Here is a 19885-nt window from a genome sequence, read left to right as displayed (position 1 = left end):
TCAAAACCCCAGGCGCACAACCTAAAATAGCCCCTGAACAGCGCAAAGGCGCCCACGAAAACCCGTGGAGCGCCACACGTGTTCGAACACTCTGGTATCGGGGCCGGCGGTGTGCTGCTCCACGATGCCGGCGTGGTCGACTTGATGATCCATTTTGCGCGGGTGGAGAACCAGAGCGCTGCGGGCCGGCTGACGGCCATCGCTGATCTGGCGATGTTGCGTGTCGATGACCAGGATGGCCGGCAGTGGTGGGCGTGCGATGGCTGGGACGCCGCGGTCGCTGAAGTCGGGGCCGCACTCGGTCTCGGGAAGCGCGAGGCGTCGGGGCAGTTGTCGATCGCCGTCGCGTTGCGGTTCCGGTTGCCGAAGGTGGCGGCGGTGTTCGCCGATGGTGGGGTCTCGGCGCGCACGGTCGGCACGATCTGCTGGCGCACCCGCCTGGTGGAGGACCCCAACACCCTCGCCGTCATCGACGCCGCGCTGGCGGGAGCACTGTGCGAGTGGGCGGGGTTGTCCCGCAAGAAGATCGAGAAGAAGATCGATGGCTGGGTGCAGAAGTTCGACCCGGCCGCGGTCCTGAAGGTCCGCTCGGCGGCGCGCCGGCGCGGGGTCGGGATCGGCAAGCCCGATGACGAGACCGGGGTGGCCTCCATCTGGGGTGCCCTGCTCGCCACCGATGCCGAACTGCTGGATCGGGTGCTGACCGAGATGGCCAGGCAAGTCTGCGACCAGGATCCCCGAACCTTTGGGCAGCGGCGTGCCGACGCGCTGGGGGTATTAGCGGCCCGCGGGGATCGGTTGGCCTGCCAATGCGGTGACCCGGACTGCCCGGCCGCCGGCCCGGATGCCCGGGCGACGGCGGTGATGATTCATGTACTCACCGATGGCCTGCCCGTGCCGGTGGCCGATCCGCTGCTGAATGGGGATCCGGCTGCGCCTGCGACTCCGGCATCGACCCGGTCAGCGTCTGAGCCGGTGTTCACGCCCGAGCCTGCGCCCGAGCATTTCTTCACCGCCGAACCCGAGCCCGTGCGCGAGCCCGCGCCTGCACTGGCGGCCGACTCGCGGCCCGCCGACACCCCGACCCCTGCTGCGGCCGCTCCGGCCAGCGACCCTGCGCCCACGCCGGCAGCTCCCGCGGCGCCCGTTCCCGCTTCCGTCCCCGCCGCTGCGAAGCCTCCGGCGCCGGTGCGCACGCCGGTCGGTTATGTCCTCGGCGGCGGTGTCGTCCCTCCGGCGGTGCTGGCGGATCTGGTGGCGCGCGGCGCGAAGGTCCGCACCGTCGCCTCCGCCGCCGATTTGGATGAAGTGCCGCGGTACCGGCCCTCGGCCGCGATGGATGAATTCGTGCGGATGCGGGCGATGACGTGCATGTTCCCCGGCTGCGACCACCCGGCCACGGCCTCCGATATCGACCACACCGTGCCGTGGCCGGCCGGGCCGACTCATCCAGGGAACCTGAGCCCGAAATGCCGCAAACACCACCTGTTGAAAACGTTCTACGGTGGGCCTGATGGCTGGCGGGACCGTCAACAACCCGACGGCAGCATTGTGTGGACCGCCCCGACCGGCCACACCTACATCAGCGTGCCCGAGAGCCGAATCTTGTTCCCCCGCACGGTCACCGACACACCGCTGCCGAATCCGCCACCAGATGCCATCGACCTGGACACCACCGCACCGGCCCCCGGCCGGGACATCATGATGCCCCTCCGCCGCCGCACCCGCGCGCAAGATCAAGCCCAGCAGATCGCCTACGAACGCGCCCTCAACCAAGCCGACATCGACGCTCAAGAGGCCGCCCAAGAAGCCTTCGACCGCCAACGCAAAGAACGCCAAGAACGAGAAGCCGCCCGGCAGGCCGAAGAACAACAGCAATCGCACGAGACGACCGAGCGCCCGCCTGCAGACACTGACATCTGACCTTCCCCCGAGACCGTGGAGGCATCAGCTATAAGGAGTAGCGATGTCAGAGAAGCGGAAGAAGTACGACCGGGAGTTCCGTGAGGGAGCGGTCCGGATCGTCGAGGAGACGGGTAAGTCGATCGCGGCGGTGGCTCGGGATCTGGGGGTGAACGAGGGCACCCTGGGCAACTGGGTGACCCGGGCGCGGGAAGCGCGGGAGGGCCGCGGTGAGATGTCCAAGGACGATGTGGCCGAACTTAAGCGGCTGCGCGCCGAGGTGGCGGAGCTGAGGATGGAGCGTGATGTCCTCAAGCGATCGGTGGTCCTGTGGGTGAAGGAGGCGACGAAGTGAGCGTGGCACGCTTCATCGCCGACCAGAGGACCAAATACCGTGTGCCCCATACGATCACGTGCGCGCTGTTGGGTGTTGGTGTGTCGTGGTTCTACAAGTGGCTCGGCCGCGCCGGCAACCATGATGGGGTGCACACCGACACCGATCGGCGCCGCGTGGCACTCGATGCCGCAGTCGCTGAGGCGTTCACGGCGGCCAAGGGGTTGCACGGTTCGCCGCGGCTGGTCGCTGACCTGCGGGATCTGGGCTGGCAGGTATCGGAGAACACGGTGGCCGATTCGATGCGCCGCCAAGGTTTGGTGGCCCGCAAGATCCGCCGCCGGGGTGGGCTGACCAAGCAGGACAAGACGGCGCCGAAGGTCCCTGACCTGGTTAAACGGGACTTCACTGCGGCCGCGCCGAACTGTAAATGGGTGGGCGATATGACCGAGATTCCCACCGAGTGCGGGCAGAAGCTGTATCTGGCGACGGTGATCGACCTCTACAGTCGGCGGTTGTTGGGGGCGGCGATGGGACTGCACCCGGATGCCGAGTTGGCGTGCGCGGCGATCAACATGGCCGTAGTCGCCCGCGGTGGCCGCCAAGCGATCTGGCGCGACGAGGAGTCCGAACGGGTCATATTTCACACCGATCGCGGCAGCACTTATACCGCGAAGGTGTTCACCACGTTGTGCCGGACCTTGGGTATTCGGCAGTCGATGGGCCGTGTGGGGTCGTGTTTCGATAACGCCGCCGCGGAAGCGTTCTTCTCTTCATTGGAATGGGAAGTGTTATCCCGCAATAAGTTCCGTGATACCGTTCACGCGCAGGCTGTGGTGATCGATTGGTGTTACACCTTCTACAATCACCAGCGTCGGCACAGCGCCGCTGACGGGCTATCGCCGGTCAACTACGAGATCAGGGAATCCAACATCACGCCGGAAGCGGCATAAGGAACCCTCCACGATCTCGGGGGAACCACACATCCCACCGCCACTCTGAGCAACACGTGAATGCCCCTGGGAAAGCGAGACTTTCGGGGGTGGCCACGCGTGAGCCAGAACGGGGATCAGCGGCTCCATGCTGGCTTCTCAACACCGAAGTTGCCACCGCTGACCACCTCGCGCGGAAGAAATACAGACAACCTTGCCTTCTCCATCGCTAGCGGGAGCGTACCCCCATTGTCGGTCGCTACACTGCACGTCAGGACCTTGTTGCGCGCAGTCGTCTTGATACTGAACCGGCAGAGGACTGGAGGCGGCGTCATGGGTGCCGAAACTGAAGTCACAGACGGACTTTCCTCTGAATTGTCGCGGTTGGCGCGCACCCTGCAGAGCCAACAGGTCATGGATCTCGATTCTGACCGCTTGTTGCTCGAAGTGACCGAAACCGCCACCCAACTGCTGCCCAAGGTCACACATGGCGGAGTGACGCTTGTTGTCAATCGTCGCCGCCGGACTGTCGAGTCGGTGGCGGCCACCGGACCGATCCCCAGAACGCTCGACAGGTTGCAGGACGAACTCGGCCAAGGGCCGTGCCTGGAATCGATCTGGAACCTGTACACCGTCCGTGTCGAGGACTATGCGACCGAGACGCGGTGGCCGGCCTTTGTCACCGCGTTGCGCGCTCAGACACCGGTGCGCTCGAGTCTGTCCATTCAGCTCTACACCAACGAAAGAGAGCTCGGGACGCTCAACTTGTATTCCGAGGAGGCCAACGTCTTCACCCATGACGTCGAGCAGACCGCCCTGACGCTGGCGGCTCACGCCGCGATCGGACTCGCCAATGCGCGCCGCGGCGAAGAGCTCCAGAGTGCGTTGGCGTCGCGGGACATCATCGGCCAAGCCAAGGGCATCCTGATGGAACGGTTCGACGTCCCCGTAGGTGCGGCCTTCACGATGCTGACGAAGCTCTCGCAGGAATTGAACATCCCTCTGTATGAGGTCGCACGGAAGCTCATCTTCGAAGAGCACCCGCCAAAATAGAAGCTCGGCAGGTGGTGAGACCTGCCGAGCTTCTATCAGTGGAGCGAGTGACGGGATTCGAACCCGTGTGAACGGCTTTGCAGGCCGGTGCCTAGCCACTCAGCCACACCCGCACTGATGACCACAGTGCCAGTGCGTGCGCCTGCCGCCCAGGGTTGAGATCGCGGTGATTGCTACCCCTCGCAGCAATCCCCCACCGGCCGACCCACCGCCGGGCCACCCTGCGGCCAGCCGGCCGGTGAGTCCTCCCACGGCTCCTGACGGCCGTACGGGGTCAGATCCAGGAACGGATAGCCGACCGCCGAATGGTCGAGCCCGCGCGCGTACGCCGAATACGTGTGGAACACCTCGTCGCCGCGGCGCAGGAAAATGCTTGCGCCAGGCCAGTCTCCGCGCAGGTCGTCATCGGTCCAGCCGTCGGCGTGCAGTTCATCGAGCGACTTGTAGTTGTATTCGCTCGGCGCTCGCGCCGGGTCGAGTGTCACGTGGAAGTCATAGGTGAAGTCGCCGTCGCGCGACGAGTACCAGGGGAACGTCCAGCCGTGCTGGTCGCGGTAGCGCGCGATGCTCTCGTACGGCGCCCGGGACACACACGCGAACGTGACGCCCTTGCCGTGCAACAGCTCTCGATCCCCTTCGGTGAACGTCAGGTCAGCCGCGGCAGTGCAGCTCGGGCAGCCGGCATCGATCGCATCGATCCACATGAAGTGGTGGATGTACAGCTGGTTGCGGCCCTCGAACATGTCGAGCAGGCTGACGGCGCCATCGGGTCCGTCGAAGACGTAGTCCTTCTCGATCTTCACCATCGGGAGCCGACGGCGTTCGGCGTTGACGGCGTCGCGCAGATGCGTCGCCTCCCGCTCCCGGGCCAGTAGCTTTGTGCGGGCCCCGAGCCATTCCTCCCGCGTGACGACGTCGGGATAGGCAGTTGGTTGCGCGGACATGGGCATCACTCCTTGTCAGAAATCGGCCTCTACAAAGACAGACTTCGACTGCCGCCAAAAGTCATCGGCGCGCATTAGTTTGTCCCTCATGGAGTGGCTGGCAGACCCCGCCTTTTTCGGCGGACCCGGGCAGGGCTCGCGGCAGATCATCGAACTCGTGGTCGCGTTCGGCCTCACCGCACTGATCGGACTCGAACGGGAAATCCAGGGCAAGAGTGCCGGGCTGCGCACGCAGACCATCGTCGGCACCGCAGCGGCGCTGATCATGTTGGTGAGCAAGTACGGGTTCGGCGACGTGCTGACGCCAGGTCTGGTGGTCGTCGACCCGTCACGTGTCGCGGCCCAGATCGTCTCGGGCATCGGGTTCCTCGGCGCGGGCATCATCATCGTGCGCCGGGGTTCGGTGCACGGGCTGACCACCGCCGCCTCGGTCTGGGAATCGGCGGCGATCGGCATGGCGGCCGGCGCCGGACTACTCCTGCTGGCCACCGTGATGACCGGGATGCACCTGCTGATCATCATCGGGTTCATGCCACTGGCGCGACGGCTGGCTTCGCGATTGGGCGGGTCGGTCCGCCTCCACATCACGTACGCCGACGACCGCGGTGTTCTACGAGATGTGTTGCAGGCGTGCGGCCGGCGCGACTGGCAGATCACCGACCTCGAAACCGATCCGCCCGGGGAACCGCTCGGCGCACCGCCCGGCCACGTCGGGGTGCAGCTGACGCTCGTGGGGTCCGGCGTCGTGCGCGCGGCGAACCTGCTCGCCCAGGTCGAGGGTGTCACCGCGGTCCGTCAATTCGACGAGGACCCCGAGTAGTCAATCCGCGATCGCCCGGCTGACGTGTCCGGCGATCAACTCGTACACGCCGCGCGTGACGTCTGTCGCGCTACTCATGATGTTGTAGCCGTGGTCGACGCCGGGCACCTCGTGGTACTCCGCCAGAGCGCCGACGGCGTCCAGCTTCTGGGCGTACCGCCATGCTTCATCGCGCAGCCGGTCGTGCTCAGCGGTGACGATCAACGCGGGGGCGATGCCGCCGATGCCGTCGGCGTTGTTGCCCCATGCCGGCGAGGCCAGCCGATCGCGGCGCTGCGCAGGGTCCGGGATGTACGCGGTGTCGAACACTTCGCTCATCCACGGCCGCATGATGGCCTTGGCGCCCAACGGAGAATGTTTGTCCTTGCTCGCCGTCACCAGATCCAGTGGCGCATAGTGCAACATCTGCAGCTTGAGCTCGGGTCCGTCCTGTTCCAAGGCAAGCCGAGCCGCAGCCGCCGACAGACTGCCGCCGGCGCTCTGACCTCCTACACAGAGCTTGCTGCCGTCCCATTCGCGTTCGGCAGCCGACGCCCAGACCAGGACGTCGTACACCTGCTCGACGGGGGCCGGAAACCGGTGTCCCGGCGCCAGCACGTAATCCGTATTCACCACAACCACATTCGCGTGCGCAGCAAGAAAACGACACCACGGATCGTCCTGTTCCCGGTGGCCGACGACGAAGCCACCACCATGGACGTTCACGTAGACGCCCGCCGCACGCTCACTCGGCTCGGGCCAGTACACCGTTGCCGCCGTATCGCCGTGCCGGGTCGGAATCACCACTGACGTTGTGTTGCCGGGGATTTCAGGAAATCGAACGCCCGGTTTCGGCGCGGGATTGATTGTCGACGAGAACAGCCGTGCGACAGCATCGGCAACGACGGGCCTGGCGAGGATTGACACGAAGCCGACTGTACCGGCGCTAGCTCACGCCCTTACCGGCCCGGAACGACGCCACGCCACCGAGCGCCGCGAGGCCGGCGAAGACGGCGAACAACCAACTGGCCCCTACGGCATCGGGCCGATCGACAGTGTTGACGACGATGCCGGCCAGGCCGGCGCCGAACGCCCCGCAGATCAGCTGCACTGTGTTGATCGCCGCCGCGGCCACCGTGCCCTGCGCGGGATCGTCGACCCGGCCCATCGCCCACACCGACAGGTGGGGCCACGCCATGCCGACGCCGATGCCGGTGACCAGAAGCGAGAACGCCCAGACCGCGACCACCGCCGGCGACGCCCCATCGACCTGGCTCAGCGCCGCGGCGGCCAGCCCGACCGCCATGACCAGCGGCGCCACCGCCACGATGCGCACGGTCCGGCCGGGTGTGGTGACCGAGGCACTGACGATCTCACTCACCGTCCAGCCCACGCTCAGCGCCACCGCGAGAAAGCCTGCCGCCAACGGCACCAGGCCGGCCAGCCGCTGCCCGTACAGCGGCACGTACATGTCTGCCATGGTGGCCGCCATCAATACGCCCAGGGTCACATAGATCCACTTGAACGGACCGGGCCCGTAGGCGGTCTGTGGCAGCACGCTGACCGGCATCCGGCGATCCACGACGATGAAGATTCCGACCAGCACCACGCCGGCAGCCAGCAGCACCACCATCACCGGCACGCTGCGCTGGATGCCCGCGACACTGATCGCCATGGCCGCGGCGCCGAGAATCATCAACGACCACAGCGGAATCCGGAACGGCTCGCGTTCACGATCAGCGGACCTGCCCGGCAGGCTCAACGGCACCAGCACCATCACCGCGACGGTGAGGATAGCGAGCGCGCCGAACGCCCAGCGCCACACGCCCAATTGCGCGAACAAGCCGCCGGACGACGGGCCGAGCAGCGTCCCGACACCCCACATCGCCGACACCAGGGCCGATGCCTTTGGCCAAAGCGATTGCGGCAGAGCCGTATTGATCACCGCATAACCCAGGCCGGCGAGCGTGCCGCCCGCGGCGCCCTGCACCACGCGGGCCGAACCGGGCCACCATGCCGCTGACTGTCGTTGCCGCCATCACCGACGCGACCAGATACACCGTCGTGACCCACGCGTACAGCCGCCCGCCGCCGATGTCGTTGACGGCACTGGGCAGCAGGCTGATGGTCAAGAACTCGTTGGTCGCGTACAGCGCGACGCCGCCGGCCAGCACCGTCGACGCACCCAGGTACTTGGGACCGAGCAGTTCCCGCCAGCTGCCGATCGTCACGGTTTCGGCGCGCATGTCGGTCACGTCCGCGACGCTAGGGGCTCAACCGCGGTTGAGGTCAAGGAGCGCTCATTTCAGACCGGCCGCATCCATCCCGCGCAGTTCCTTCTTCAGGTCGGCCACCTCGTCGCGAATGCGCGCCGCCAGCTCGAACTGCAGATCCCGGGCCGCGTTCATCATCTGCTCAGTGAGGTCCTTGATCAGGTCCGCCAACTCCGCACGCGGCATGTTCGCCATGTCGCGGCCCTCGACGATGCCGGCGCTGACCGCACGCCCCGGCTCGCCCTGGGCCCGGCGACCGCGGGAGGCATTGCGGCCCGAACCGCCGATCTCGACGGTCTCGGTGTCCTCCGCCTCGCGGTACACCTGGTCGAGGATGTCGGCGATCTTCTTCCGCAGCGGCTGCGGGTCGATGCCGTTCGCCTCGTTGTAGGCGATCTGCTTGGCGCGGCGACGTTCGGTCTCCTCGATGGCCGCCTGCATGGAGTCGGTGATCTTGTCGGCGTACATGTGCACCTCGCCGGACACATTGCGCGCCGCGCGACCGATGGTCTGGATCAGGCTTCGCGTCGAGCGCAGGAAGCCCTCCTTGTCGGCGTCGAGGATCGCCACCAGCGACACCTCGGGTAGGTCCAGACCCTCACGGAGCAGGTTGATGCCGACCAGGACGTCGTAGTCGCCGAGCCGCAGCTGGCGCAGCAGTTCCACGCGGCGCAGCGTGTCGACCTCGGAGTGCAGGTAGCGCACCCTGATGCCGGTCTCCAGCAGATAGTCGGTGAGGTCCTCGGCCATCTTCTTGGTCAGCGTCGTGACCAGCACACGCTCGTCGCGCTCGGTGCGCTTGCGGATCTCTCCGATGAGGTCGTCGATCTGGCCCTTGGTCGGCTTGACCACGATCTGGGGGTCGACCAGACCCGTCGGCCGGATGACCTGCTCGACGAACTCGCCGCCGGACTGCGCCATCTCGTAGGAGCCGGGCGTCGCCGACAGGTAGACCGTCTGACCGATGCGGTCGGCGAACTCCTCCCAGGTCAGCGGCCGGTTGTCGACGGCCGACGGCAACCGGAACCCGAAGTCGACGAGGTTGCGCTTGCGGGACATGTCGCCTTCGTACATGGCGCCGATCTGCGGCACCGTCACGTGCGACTCGTCGATGACGAGCAGGAAGTCCTCGGGGAAATAGTCCAGCAGCGTCGCCGGTGCCGAACCGGCGGCGCGGCCGTCGATGTGCCGCGAGTAGTTCTCGATGCCCGAGCAGAACCCGACCTGCTTCATCATCTCGACGTCGTAGTTGGTGCGCATCCGCAGCCGCTGCGCCTCCAGCAGCTTGCCCTGGCCTTCCAGCTGTGCGAGCCGCTCCTCAAGCTCCTGCTCGATGGTCGAGATGGCCATGGCCATGCGCTCGGGACCCGCCACATAGTGGGTGGCCGGGAAGATGCGCAGCGAGTCGACCTTGCGCACCACGTCGCCGGTCAGCGGGTGCAGGTAGTACAGCGCCTCGACCTCGTCACCGAAGAACTCGATGCGCACCGCCAGTTCCTCGTAGGACGGGATGATCTCGACGGTGTCACCACGCACCCGGAACGAGCCGCGGGTGAACGCCACGTCGTTGCGGTTGTACTGGATGTCGACCAGCAGGCGCAGCAGCCCGTCGCGCGGCACGTCGTCGCCGACCTTGAGCTCGACGGACCGGTCCATGTACGACTGCGGAGTACCCAGGCCGTAGATGCACGACACCGAGGCCACCACCACGACGTCGCGGCGTGACAGCAGGCTCGACGTCGCCGAGTGCCGCAGCCGCTCGACGTCGTCGTTGATCGAGCTGTCCTTCTCGATATAGGTGTCCGTCTGGGCGATGTACGCCTCGGGCTGGTAGTAGTCGTAGTACGAGACGAAGTATTCAACGGCGTTGTGCGGCAACATCTCCCGCAGCTCGTTGGCCAGCTGGGCGGCCAGCGTCTTGTTGGGCGCCATCACCAGCGTGGGGCGCTGGAGCCGCTCGATGAGCCAGGCGGTGGTCGCGGACTTACCGGTACCGGTGGCGCCGAGCAGCACGACGTCGCGCTCGCCGGCGGCGATCCGGCGCTCGAGTTCGTCGATGGCTGCCGGCTGGTCACCCGCCGGTTCGTACTGACTGACCACTTCGAAGCGCCCACCGGCCCGCACCATGGCGTCGACCGGCCGGTATTCCGAGTGCGCGAGGACGGGGTATTCGGTCGCGAAGGCCATGAGTACCAGGGTAGAGGCGGGCACCGACAGGCGCTGCCGGTCGCCGGACGAGCGCGTACGCTGGCGCCATCCACGCACCCAAGCACGAGACGTTCGACCTGGCCGCCCGCACGAACACCGATCCCAAAGGCATCGTGCGGGCCGTCGACGTGTACCGGGTCGAGCCGTGGGGCCTGTACATGGCGCGTCCCACCCCCGGCCGCCCGCAGTTCCACTACCTGGAGTCGTGGCTGCTGCCGTCGATCGGCCTGCGGGCCAGCGTCTTCCATTTCAATTCGGGACATGAGCGCGACCAGGACTTCTATCTCGACGTCGGCCGGTTCACCGCCGGTGAACAGGCCTGGACGTCCGAGGACCACTACCTGGATCTGGTCGTCCGGTCGGGCAAGAGTGTCGAGCTGGAGGATGTCGACGAACTTCTCGACGCGGTGCGTCACCACCTGCTGAGCACCGACGACGGCGAACGCGCCATCACGACGGCGACGGCCGCCATCGAAGGGCTGGCCCAGCACAATTACCAGCTGAACAATTGGCTAGCCAGTCTCGGTATGTCACTGACCTGGCGCGACGGGTAATGTCAACAACCATGACATCGATCGGGCGCGGACGACTGGCCGCGGCTTCGCTCGCGTGCGCCACCGCAGTGGCCACGAGCACCTCCCTGTTTCTCGCTGCGACGGCAGCTGCCGATCCGGCTCCCCCGGCACCGCCCGCACCGCCGGCGGTGCCGGCCGGCGACAGCGCACCGCCCAGCGCGGGACCGCACAACGTCACCTACCGGGCCCGGATCGACGGGGTGTCCCGCGGGACGCTGATCACCTATCGACTCACCGATACACAGCTCAATTCGGCGACGCCCTCATTGCTCCCCGGCGAATCGTTCGAAGCCTCGGCCGTGCTGAACAACGCGGCGAACGCCGGCATGCAGGTGTCGATCCAATGGCCGTACTCGGCCAGCCTGCACTGCGAGATCCTGGTCGACGACGAGATCGTCGCCCAGGCCGACCAGTTCGTCGCCCCGCGCCTGACGCCGCAGCGCCAGGACCCTGGCTACGGCGTGCTCAGCTGTGGTTCGGTGACCGACTTCGATCCCAGCCAGCAGTACAGCGCTGAGCTACCGGGCACCCCGGCCACCCCGGCCGCGCCCGCGACGCCGGCCTCGCACTAAGGGCGCCAACCGGTTTCGTCGGCCCAGGCCCAGGCCCGTCGGTACGCGCCGGCGAGCCAGGGCTCCTTGGCGTCGGCGTACTCGCCGCTGGTGGCCGGAGCGGCCGCCATCGCATCGTGTTTGAGCGCCAGGTACTCGACCCGCTCGTCGGGGTTGGCGGCGAGCCACACCGGGAAGAGCAAGGCGAACTGCTGGCCCGGCCAGCCGTCGACCCGGATGTGCACGTTGGTCGGCCGGCCGGGATCGCCGGAGGCGTGAAAGCGCTTCTGCCACAGCGTCTTGTCGTCGGTGTGGGCCACGTCTTCGGTGATGTCCGCGACTCGGGGGTAGCCGGCGGCCAGCAGCAGATCGGTGAGCTCGTCGGCCACGTCGAGCGACTTCACGGTCACCTGGATGTCGATGACGTCCTTGGCGTCCAGGCCCGGTACCGCCGTCGACCCGATGTGGTCGACCCGCACCGCCCGGTGGCCGCACGCGGTGTTCAACCGGGCCACGATGCGGCGGGCCTGCTCGGGCCACGTCTCGTCGTACGGCACCACGGCCGGTGCCACCGTGGCCGGCACGCCGGCCTGCACATTGCGCGCGAACGGAACGATGCGCTGCTCCCACAGTTCGCGGGCCGCGGCGGCCAGTTCGTCGGCGCTGCCGTGATTGTCGAGCCAGACGTCCGCGACGGCCTGTCGCTGCTCGACGGTCGCCTGCGCCGCGATCCGGGCGCGAGCGTCCTCCTCCGAAAAGCCGCGGTGCTCGACCAGCCGCGCGACCCGCACGTCCTCGTCGGCGTGCACCATGACGACCAACGGGAACAGCGGTGCCATCTGCGACTCGACGAGCAGCGGAATATCTTCCACCACAACCGAACCCATCGGGGCGGCGTCGATGAGTTCGGCGCGGCGCTTGCCGACGAGCGGGTGCACGATGCCGTTGAGGGTCTTGCGCTTCTCCTCGTCGCTGAACGCCACCGCGGCCAGCGCCGGCCGGTTGAGCGAACCGTCGGGCAGCAGGATGTCCGCGCCGAAGGCCGCCACCAGGGCGGCCAGCCCTTCGGTGCCGGGTTCCACCACCTCGCGGGCGATCACATCACCGTCGACGATGATGCCGCCTTCCGCCGCGAAGGTCGATGACACAGTGGATTTTCCGGCGCCGATGCCGCCGCTCAGTCCGATACGAAGCACGCTCGACACCATATCGGGGGCCCACCAACGACAAATGCCCCGACCCAATGGGCCGGGGCATTTGTCGTTGAACTACTTAGGCGTTGCCGGCGAGCTTCTCGCGCAGCGCCGCCAGCTGGGCGTCGCTGGCGAGGGTGCCACCGGTCGACTCCTCGGAACGCGAGGAACCGCTGGTCGCCGGGCGGGCAGCTGCCTCGGCGTCGGCCGCGGCGAACTTCTCCATCTGGGCGGTGTGCATCTTGTGGCGGCGCTCGGCCTCGGCGTACCGGGCCTCCCACTCGTCACGCTGCTTCTCGAAGCCTTCCAGCCATTCGTTGCTGTCGGCGTCGAAGCCCTCGGGGAAGATGTAGTTGCCCTGCTCGTCGTAGCTGTCGGCCATGCCGTACTTCGACGGGTCGAACTCCTCGGTGTAGTCCTCGTTGGCCTGCTTGAGGCTCAGCGAGATGCGGCGACGCTCCAGGTCGATGTCGATGACCTTGACCATCGCGTCGTCGCCGACCTGGACCACCTGGTCCGGGACCTCGACGTGACGCTCGGACAGCTCGGAGATGTGCACCAGGCCCTCGATGCCCTCTTCGACGCGGACGAACGCACCGAACGGAACCAGCTTGGTGACCTTGCCCGGGACGATCTGACCGATCGCGTGGGTACGGGCGAAGTGGCGCCACGGGTCTTCCTGAGTCGCCTTGAGCGACAGCGAAACCCGCTCGCGGTCCATGTCGACGTCCAGCACCTCGACGGTGACCTCGTCGCCCACCTGAACCACCTCGGACGGGTGATCGATGTGCTTCCAGGACAGCTCCGAGACGTGCACCAGGCCGTCCACGCCGCCCAGGTCGACGAACGCGCCGAAGTTGACGATCGAGGACACGACACCCTTGCGGATGGCGCCCTTGGTGAGCTGGTTGAGGAACTCGCTGCGGACCTCGGACTGGGTCTGCTCCAGCCAAGCGCGACGCGACAGCACCACGTTGTTGCGGTTCTTGTCGAGCTCGATGATCTTGGCCTCGATCTCCTTGCCGATGTACGGCTGCAGATCGCGGACACGGCGCATCTCGACGAGCGATGCGGGCAGGAAGCCCCGCAGGCCGATGTCGAGGATCAGGCCGCCCTTGACGACCTCGATGACGGTGCCCTTGACGGCCTCGTCCTTCTCCTTGAGCTCCTCGATGGTGCCCCAGGCGCGCTCGTACTGAGCCCGCTTCTTGGAGAGGATCAGGCGGCCTTCCTTGTCCTCCTTGGTGAGAACGAGGGCTTCGACCTCATCGCCCACGGAAACGACCTCGTTGGGGTCGACGTCGTGCTTGATGGAAAGTTCGCGAGAAGGAATGACACCTTCGGTCTTGTAGCCGATGTCGAGCAGGACCTCGTCACGGTCCACCTTGACGATGGTCCCTTCGACGATGTCGCCATCGTTGAAGTACTTGATGGTCTTGTCGATAGCGGCGAGAAAGTCCTCGGCCGAGCCAATGTCGTTGATGGCTACTTGCGGCGAGGTGATGGAGGGACTTGGCATGTGGTGGGATGCTCCGGACAGGTTGAATCGTAGGGACAAATGGTTTGTGTTTCTCGTGACGCGTCGCGGCGTTGCCGCCTGACGCTTCACATGCACCCGCAGCCCATGTGGACACAGGTACTTGTCGAGGGTACTAGACCCGTAGACGCAGGCCAAACGCGGTCTGCTCCACTGCAGGGGAATGCCGTTCCGCCGATAGTCTTCGTGTCGTGTATCCCGCTCCGTCGCCCGTGCCGCCGCCATACCCGTATCTGGCGCCGATGCCGCGGCGAATCCGCAAGGTCGGTGCGCCCCTCGGCGTGATCATCGGCCTCGGTGTGCTGATCGGCTGCGTCCTGATCCTGACCACGCTGACCAACCCGATCGGCATGACCATCGGTTTCGTCCTGGCCAGTATCGCGACCGCGGTGGTGCTGCTGACCTACCTGTGGTTCGACCGCTGGGAGCCCGAGCCACCGCGGCTGCTGATCTTCGCGTTCATCTGGGGTTCCTCCATCAGCGTCGTCATCTCGGTGGTCCTGGAAACCATGTCGACGCCGCTGCTCGGCAAGGACGGCTTCGCCGCGATGGCCATCGGCGCACCGGTGATCGAAGAGGCCGCCAAAGGCGCGTTCCTGCTGCTGATGATGACCGGCCGCCGCCGCAACGAACTCAACTCGCTGACGGACTGCCTGGTCTACGCCGGTTTCGTCGCCGCGGGCTTCGCCTGGCTGGAGAACATCTTCTACATCGCCATGGGCGAGACCATCGCACACTCCCTGCTCACCGCCGCGCTGCGGCTGATCATGGGCCCCTTCGCGCATCCGCTGTTCACCAGCATGACCGGCATCGGCGTGTATCTGGCACTACAGCATCGCGGCGCCGGCGCCAAGGTGCTCTACATCGGACTCGGCTACGTCGCCGCGGTGGTCATGCACATGTTGTGGAACGGGTCGACCGTCGTCGGCGCCGGCGCCTACTTCGCGGTCTACCTGTTCTGGATGGTGCCGATCTTCACCCTCGCCATCGTCACGGGCGTCCTGGGGCGCCGACGCGAGCAGCGGGTGGTCGCCGAGAAGCTGCCCGGGCTCATCGCCTCCGGCCTGATCACCCCCAACGAGGCGACGTGGCTCGGCTCGATGCGGACCCGCAAGGCAGCGATCGCGACGGCGACGCGGATCGGCGGCGCACCGGCCGGTAAATCGGTGAAGGAATTCGCCGTGCAGGTCGTCGAGTTGGCGTTCGTCCGGGACCGCATCGACCGGGGCCTGGCCGACCAGCGGACCTATCAGCGGCATGCCGAGGAGGCGTACTGGCTGACCGCCACGCGGGCGCAGGCGCCGGTGCTGCAGTGGCTGACCAACTACCGGGCGGTGTGACCGGCATGCTCGCGCACCTTCTCGACGTCCTGCCGGCCTTTCTGGTCGCGTCGGTGATCCTGGCCGCGCTGCCCGGACCGGCGACGGCACTGTTCCTGCACCGCTCGGTGCGCGACGGCCGCAAGGCCGGTCTGGCGGCCGTCGTCGGCAATGAGATCGGCGTCTGCGGGTGGACGCTCGCCGGCGGTGGTGGGCTGTCGATCCTGCTGGCGGCCAACCACTGGCTGTCGCTGGCGCTGCACGTCGTCGGCGCCGCCATCCTGATCTGGCTGGGCATCAGCGCGTGGCGCAGTGCGAAACACCCCACCGACATGGCCGTGACCATGCCGCTGCGCGGACGCACCCCGGGTGCGGCGTTCCGTGCGGCACTCGTGTCGATCGCCGCCAACCCGAAGGCCGCGGCGTTCGGCATCGTGGTGCTCCCCCAGTTCCTGCCGGCCGGCGGCCCGGTGCTGCCGACGCTGCTGGTGCTCGCCGCCATCCAACTCGTCATCGACACCTCATGGTGCGTCGGCGTCGTCCTGGCGGCCGACAAGGCCCGGAACATCTTGAGCCGCAACCATATTCGTCAGCGCATCGAACGCGCCATGGGCGCGATCCTGGTCGCGCTCGGGATCGGCCTGGCCGCCGACGCTTAGTGCGCGGCGGCGTCCCAGCTGGGGCCGTAACCCACCGACACCTCGAGCTGTACGTCCAGCGGGTAGGCGCTGCCCATCTGCTCGCGCACCAAGGTCTCCAGCGCATCCCGCTCGCCCTCGGCCACCTCAAACAGCAATTCGTCGTGCACCTGGAGCAGGATTCGTGACTTCAGCCCGGCGTCCTTCATCGCGCGGTCGACGTTGATCATGGCGACCTTGATGATGTCGGCGGCGCTGCCCTGGATCGGCGCGTTGAGCGCGGCCCGCTCGGCGGCCTCGCGGACGTTGCGGTTGCTGCTGTCGAGTTCCGGCAGGTAGCGCCGGCGCCCGAGCACCGTCGAGGTGTAGCCGTCCTTGCGGGCCTGTTCGACCACCGAGTGCAGGTAGTCGCGCACCCCGCCGAACCGGTCGAAGTACTGGTCCATCTGCTGCTTGGCTTCTTCGGTCGAGATCTTCAGCTGTGAGGCCAGGCCGTACGCCGACAGCCCGTAGGCCAGGCCGTACGACATGGCCTTGACCCGGCGGCGCAGCTCCGCGGTCACCTCTTCGCTCGGCACGCCGAAGGCCCGCGACGCGACGAAGGTGTGCAGGTCCTCGCCGGTGTTGAAGGCTTCGATCAGGCCGGCATCACCCGACAGGTGCGCCATGATGCGCATCTCGATCTGGCTGTAGTCGGCGGTCATCAGCTCGGTGAAGCCCTTGCCGACGACGAAGGCCTCACGGATCTGCCGGCCCGCTTCGGTGCGGATCGGGATGTTCTGCAGGTTCGGCTCGGTCGACGACAACCGGCCGGTGGCGGCGATGGTCTGGTTGAACGTGGTGTGGATGCGGCCGTCGGACGCGACCGCGTTCAGCAGACCGTCGACGGTGACCTTGAGCCGGGTCGCGTCGCGGTGCGCCAGCAGATGCTGCAGGAACGGATGGCCCGTCTTGTCCAGAAGTGATTGCAGCGCATCGGCATCTGTGGTGTAGCCGGTCTTGGTGCGCTTGGTCTTCGGCATCTCGAGCTTGTCGAACAGCACCACCTGCAGCTGTTTGGGCGAGCCCAGGTTGATCTGCTCACCGATCGCCGCGTAGGCCGCCTCGGCGGCGTCGCGAATCTGGTCGGAGAACTGGCTCTGCAGCCGGCCGAGCAAGTCGATGTCGACGGCGATGCCGGCGTTCTCCATCTCGGCGAGGGCCCGCTGCACCGGAAGCTCCATCTGGCCGAGCAGCGCCAGCGAGTCGATCTTGGCGAGTTCCACGTCGAGCGCGTCGGCCAGATCGCCGACGGCCGCGGCCCGCACGATCAGCGCCTGGATCGCGGCGTCGTCGACCTCGTCGGGATCGTCGAGCAGGGAAAGCTGTTGTTCCTCCTTGCTTTCCGCGCGTAGTTCGCGGCCCAGGTAGCGCACCGACAGGTCGTCGAGGGCGAAGCTGCGCTGCCCCGGACGGACCAGATAGGCCGCCAGTGCCGTGTCCGAGGTGACTCCGGCGAGCGGCCAGCCGCGGCCCAGCAGGTCGTGCCACGCCAGCTTCGCCTCGTGCAGCGCCTTTGGTGGGCCCGGATCGGCCAGCCACGACGCCAGCGCCGCTTCGTCCTCGGCGTCCAGCCGCGTGGTGTCGATGTAGACGCCTTCGCCGCTGGCCGACACGATCGCGACCGCCGTGGCGTCGGCGTCGAAGGCCTTGTGCGTGCCCGCGACGGCCATGCCGAAGCGGCTCCCGTTGCTGTGCTCGGCCAGCCAGGCCGCCAGGGTGCCCGGCTCGAGCAGTCCGCCGCGGACGTCGAAGCCGAGCTCGACCTCGGGCTCGACGGGCGACAGGGTGTCGAACAGCCGGTCCCGCAGGACCCGGAATTCCAGATCGTCGAAGAGCTGGTGGATGCGGTCACGGTCCCACGGCTGCACCCGCAGGGCCTCCGGGGTGTGCGCCAACGGCACGTTCCTGACCAGGTCCGTCAGCTCACGGTTGAGGATGACGCTGGAGAGGTTGGCCCGCAGCGAGTCGCCGACCTTGCCCTTGACCTCATCGACATGGTCGACCAGCGCCTGCAGCGAGCCGTACTGGTTGATCCATTTGGACGCGGTCTTCTCGCCCACACCGGGGATACCGGGCAGGTTGTCGCTCGGGTCGCCACGCAGCGCCGCGAAGTCCGGGTACTGCGTCGGGGTGAGGCCGTACTTCTCCACCACCGCGTCGGGGGTGAAGCGGTGCAGGTCGCTGACACCCTTCTTCGGGTACAGCACCGTGACGTCGTCGGTGACGAGCTGCAGCGAGTCGCGGTCGCCCGTGACGACCAGCACCCGGAAGTCCTCCGCCTCGGCCTGCGTGGCCAGCGTGGCGATCAGATCGTCGGCCTCGAAGCCGTCTTCGGCCAGCACCGTGATGCCGAGTGCGCCCAGCACCTCTTTGGTGATGTCGATCTGGCCGCGGAACTCGTCGGGCGTCGCGGCCCGCCCCTCCTTGTACTCCGGGTACTTCTCTTTGCGGAACGTCTTGCGAGAGACGTCGAAGGCCGCCGCGACGTGCGTCGGCTTCTCGTCGCGCAGCAGATTGATGAGCATGGCGGTGAAGCCGTACACCGCGTTGGTGGTCAGGCCGCCCTGCGTCTTGAAGTTTTCGGCAGGCAGCGCGTAGAACGCTCGGAACGCCAGTGAATTGCCGTCCAGCAGCATCAATGTGGGCTTGGTGGTGGGCGGGGCATCCGTTGCGGTGGGGCTCACGGCTCTAACTCTATTCAGCCCCACCGACAGCCAGTAACCGCCGCGCCATGTTCACCAACTCCCGGGCCGCGGGGCTCATCGGCCCACCGGCCCGCCACGCGAACACCAGCCGCCCGCGCAGCGCCGGCGTCAGCCTGATCAGATGCAGATCGGCGCGCGAGCGGACCATCGCTTGCGGCAGCACGGCCACCCCCAAACCCCGGGCCGCGAGGTCGGCCAGGGCCTGCGGCGTGCTCGCCTCGAACGCGACGTGGACGTCGACGCCGGCGTCCGCGCACGCCCCGTCGAACTGGTGCCGGATGCCGGTGCCGACGGGTAGCGCGATGACGGCGCGGCCGGCGAGCTCGGGCAGCCGCACGGTTCGCCGGGTGTGCCACGGATCGTCGAGAGCGACGGCGGCCACGATCGGCTGATCGGTCACGACGACGGCAGCCAGGCCTTCCGACAGCTCGATACCGACGGAGACGATGGCGGCGTCCAACTGCCCGGTGCGGATGCCCTCGATCAGCACGTCCGAGTTGTCGGTGCCGAGCGTGATGTCGACGTGTGGATGGGCCTCGTGGAACCGGGCCAGCAGGCTCGGCATGTCGACGTCGTGCGCGGTGACCGTGCCGATGGTGACGGCGCCACGCACGAGGTCGCTCAATTCGCCGACCGCGGTGCGCGCGTCGGCCGCCGCCGCGAGGGCCGCCCGCGCATGCGGCAGCACGGCCCGCCCCGCCGCCGTCAGCCGGACCTCTCGCCGGGCGCGGTCGAACAGCGGCTCGCCCAGTTCCCGCTCCAGCCGGGCGATCTGGGCGCTGACCGCGGGTTGCGCGACGTGGATGCGTTCGGCGGCGCGGGTGAAGTTGGCTTCCTCGGCGACGGCGACGAAGTACTCGAACTGCCGCAGTTCCATAAG

General features: G+C 67.3%; 16 protein-coding genes, 1 tRNA gene and 1 pseudogene. 9 read left to right on the top strand and 9 right to left on the bottom strand.

All coding sequences use genetic code 11. The features are described from left to right. Positions 1-78 precede the first annotated feature (78 nt). From ACJH6H_RS27285 to ACJH6H_RS27270, 4 genes are all read left to right on the top strand, one after another. On the top strand, positions 79-1923 hold the full coding sequence (locus tag ACJH6H_RS27285; RefSeq protein ID WP_406776187.1) for a DUF222 domain-containing protein: 1845 nt from the start codon (positions 79-81) through the stop codon (positions 1921-1923). 43 nt (positions 1924-1966) lie between these two features. Continuing rightward, positions 1967-2257, top strand: a complete 291-nt coding sequence (locus tag ACJH6H_RS27280; protein ID WP_212812948.1) for a transposase — start codon at positions 1967-1969, stop codon at positions 2255-2257. Next, complete coding sequence (locus ACJH6H_RS27275) at positions 2254-3189, top strand: IS3 family transposase (RefSeq protein ID WP_212812946.1); 936 nt, start codon at positions 2254-2256, stop codon at positions 3187-3189. The genes ACJH6H_RS27280 and ACJH6H_RS27275 overlap by 4 nt, the downstream gene beginning before the upstream one ends. 99 nt (positions 3190-3288) lie before the next feature. Further along, the gene (locus ACJH6H_RS27270; protein WP_406776186.1) at positions 3289-4221 is read left to right on the top strand and encodes an ANTAR domain-containing protein; all 933 of its coding nucleotides are present in this window, start codon (positions 3289-3291) and stop codon (positions 4219-4221) included. A gap of 39 nt (positions 4222-4260) precedes the next feature. On the opposite strand, the gene ACJH6H_RS27265 is transcribed toward ACJH6H_RS27270, so the two are convergent. Then, positions 4261-4334 (bottom strand) — tRNA-Cys (locus ACJH6H_RS27265). Between the two features lie 60 nt (positions 4335-4394). Beyond that, complete coding sequence (locus ACJH6H_RS27260) at positions 4395-5165, bottom strand: DUF899 domain-containing protein (protein WP_371824554.1); 771 nt, start codon at positions 5163-5165, stop codon at positions 4395-4397. Between the two features lie 88 nt (positions 5166-5253). On the opposite strand from ACJH6H_RS27260, the gene ACJH6H_RS27255 reads away from it, so the two are divergent. After that, a complete protein-coding gene (locus ACJH6H_RS27255) occupies positions 5254-5985 on the top strand; it encodes an MgtC/SapB family protein (RefSeq protein WP_406776185.1) in 732 nt (243 codons plus the stop codon). Here the strand turns inward: ACJH6H_RS27255 and ACJH6H_RS27250 are convergent, their stop codons facing one another. From ACJH6H_RS27250 to uvrB, 3 genes and pseudogenes are all read right to left on the bottom strand, one after another. Then, entirely contained in the window at positions 5986-6891 is a 906-nt protein-coding gene (locus ACJH6H_RS27250) for an alpha/beta hydrolase (RefSeq protein WP_406776184.1), read from the bottom strand. A gap of 19 nt (positions 6892-6910) precedes the next feature. Beyond that, positions 6911-8210 (bottom strand): annotated as a pseudogene (locus tag ACJH6H_RS27245) (MFS transporter). Positions 8211-8264: 54 nt separating this feature from the next. Then, positions 8265-10424 carry an excinuclease ABC subunit UvrB gene (uvrB, locus tag ACJH6H_RS27240; RefSeq protein WP_406776183.1) on the bottom strand — a complete coding sequence of 720 codons (2160 nt, stop codon included), beginning with the start codon at positions 10422-10424 and terminating at the stop codon, positions 8265-8267. Positions 10425-10492: 68 nt separating this feature from the next. Here uvrB and ACJH6H_RS27235 point away from each other — a divergent pair, with 68 nt between their 5' ends. Together ACJH6H_RS27235 and ACJH6H_RS27230 are read left to right on the top strand one after the other, a co-directional pair. Continuing rightward, positions 10493-10999: a DUF402 domain-containing protein gene (locus tag ACJH6H_RS27235; RefSeq protein ID WP_212814763.1), complete on the top strand. Its 507-nt coding sequence runs from the start codon at positions 10493-10495 to the stop codon at positions 10997-10999. An 11-nt stretch (positions 11000-11010) separates the two neighbouring features. After that, on the top strand, positions 11011-11592 hold the full coding sequence (locus ACJH6H_RS27230) for a hypothetical protein (RefSeq protein ID WP_212814055.1): 582 nt from the start codon (positions 11011-11013) through the stop codon (positions 11590-11592). Here the strand turns inward: ACJH6H_RS27230 and coaE are convergent. Both coaE and rpsA read right to left on the bottom strand, forming a co-directional pair. After that, positions 11589-12767 (bottom strand): dephospho-CoA kinase, encoded by a 1179-nt coding sequence (coaE, locus tag ACJH6H_RS27225; protein WP_212814054.1) that lies wholly within the window; start codon positions 12765-12767, stop codon positions 11589-11591. The two genes, ACJH6H_RS27230 and coaE, sit on opposite strands and share 4 nt — an antisense overlap. Positions 12768-12843: 76 nt before the next feature. After that, entirely contained in the window at positions 12844-14283 is a 1440-nt protein-coding gene (gene rpsA / locus ACJH6H_RS27220) for a 30S ribosomal protein S1 (protein ID WP_061006315.1), read from the bottom strand. 260 nt (positions 14284-14543) lie between these two features. On the opposite strand from rpsA, the gene ACJH6H_RS27215 reads away from it, so the two are divergent. After that, the gene (locus ACJH6H_RS27215) at positions 14544-15641 is read left to right on the top strand and encodes a PrsW family intramembrane metalloprotease (protein ID WP_212814762.1); all 1098 of its coding nucleotides are present in this window, start codon (positions 14544-14546) and stop codon (positions 15639-15641) included. Between the two features lie 5 nt (positions 15642-15646). Continuing rightward, the gene (locus ACJH6H_RS27210) at positions 15647-16279 is read left to right on the top strand and encodes a LysE family translocator (RefSeq protein WP_212814761.1); all 633 of its coding nucleotides are present in this window, start codon (positions 15647-15649) and stop codon (positions 16277-16279) included. Here the strand turns inward: ACJH6H_RS27210 and polA are convergent. Both polA and ACJH6H_RS27200 read right to left on the bottom strand, forming a co-directional pair. After that, positions 16276-18936, bottom strand: coding sequence for a DNA polymerase I (gene polA / locus ACJH6H_RS27205; protein ID WP_406776189.1), 2661 nt, complete (start codon positions 18934-18936; stop codon positions 16276-16278). The two genes, ACJH6H_RS27210 and polA, sit on opposite strands and share 4 nt — an antisense overlap. Positions 18937-18994: 58 nt before the next feature. Further along, positions 18995-19882 carry a LysR family transcriptional regulator gene (locus tag ACJH6H_RS27200; RefSeq protein ID WP_212814051.1) on the bottom strand — a complete coding sequence of 296 codons (888 nt, stop codon included), beginning with the start codon at positions 19880-19882 and terminating at the stop codon, positions 18995-18997. Between the last annotated feature and the right edge of the window lie 3 nt (positions 19883-19885).

It is taken from the genome of Mycobacterium sp. SMC-21 (genome assembly GCF_045310825.1).
Lineage (GTDB): Bacteria > Actinomycetota > Actinomycetes > Mycobacteriales > Mycobacteriaceae > Mycobacterium.
The sequence above is the reverse complement of the archived record's forward strand: the minus strand, read 5'-3'. Positions and strand labels throughout refer to the sequence as shown.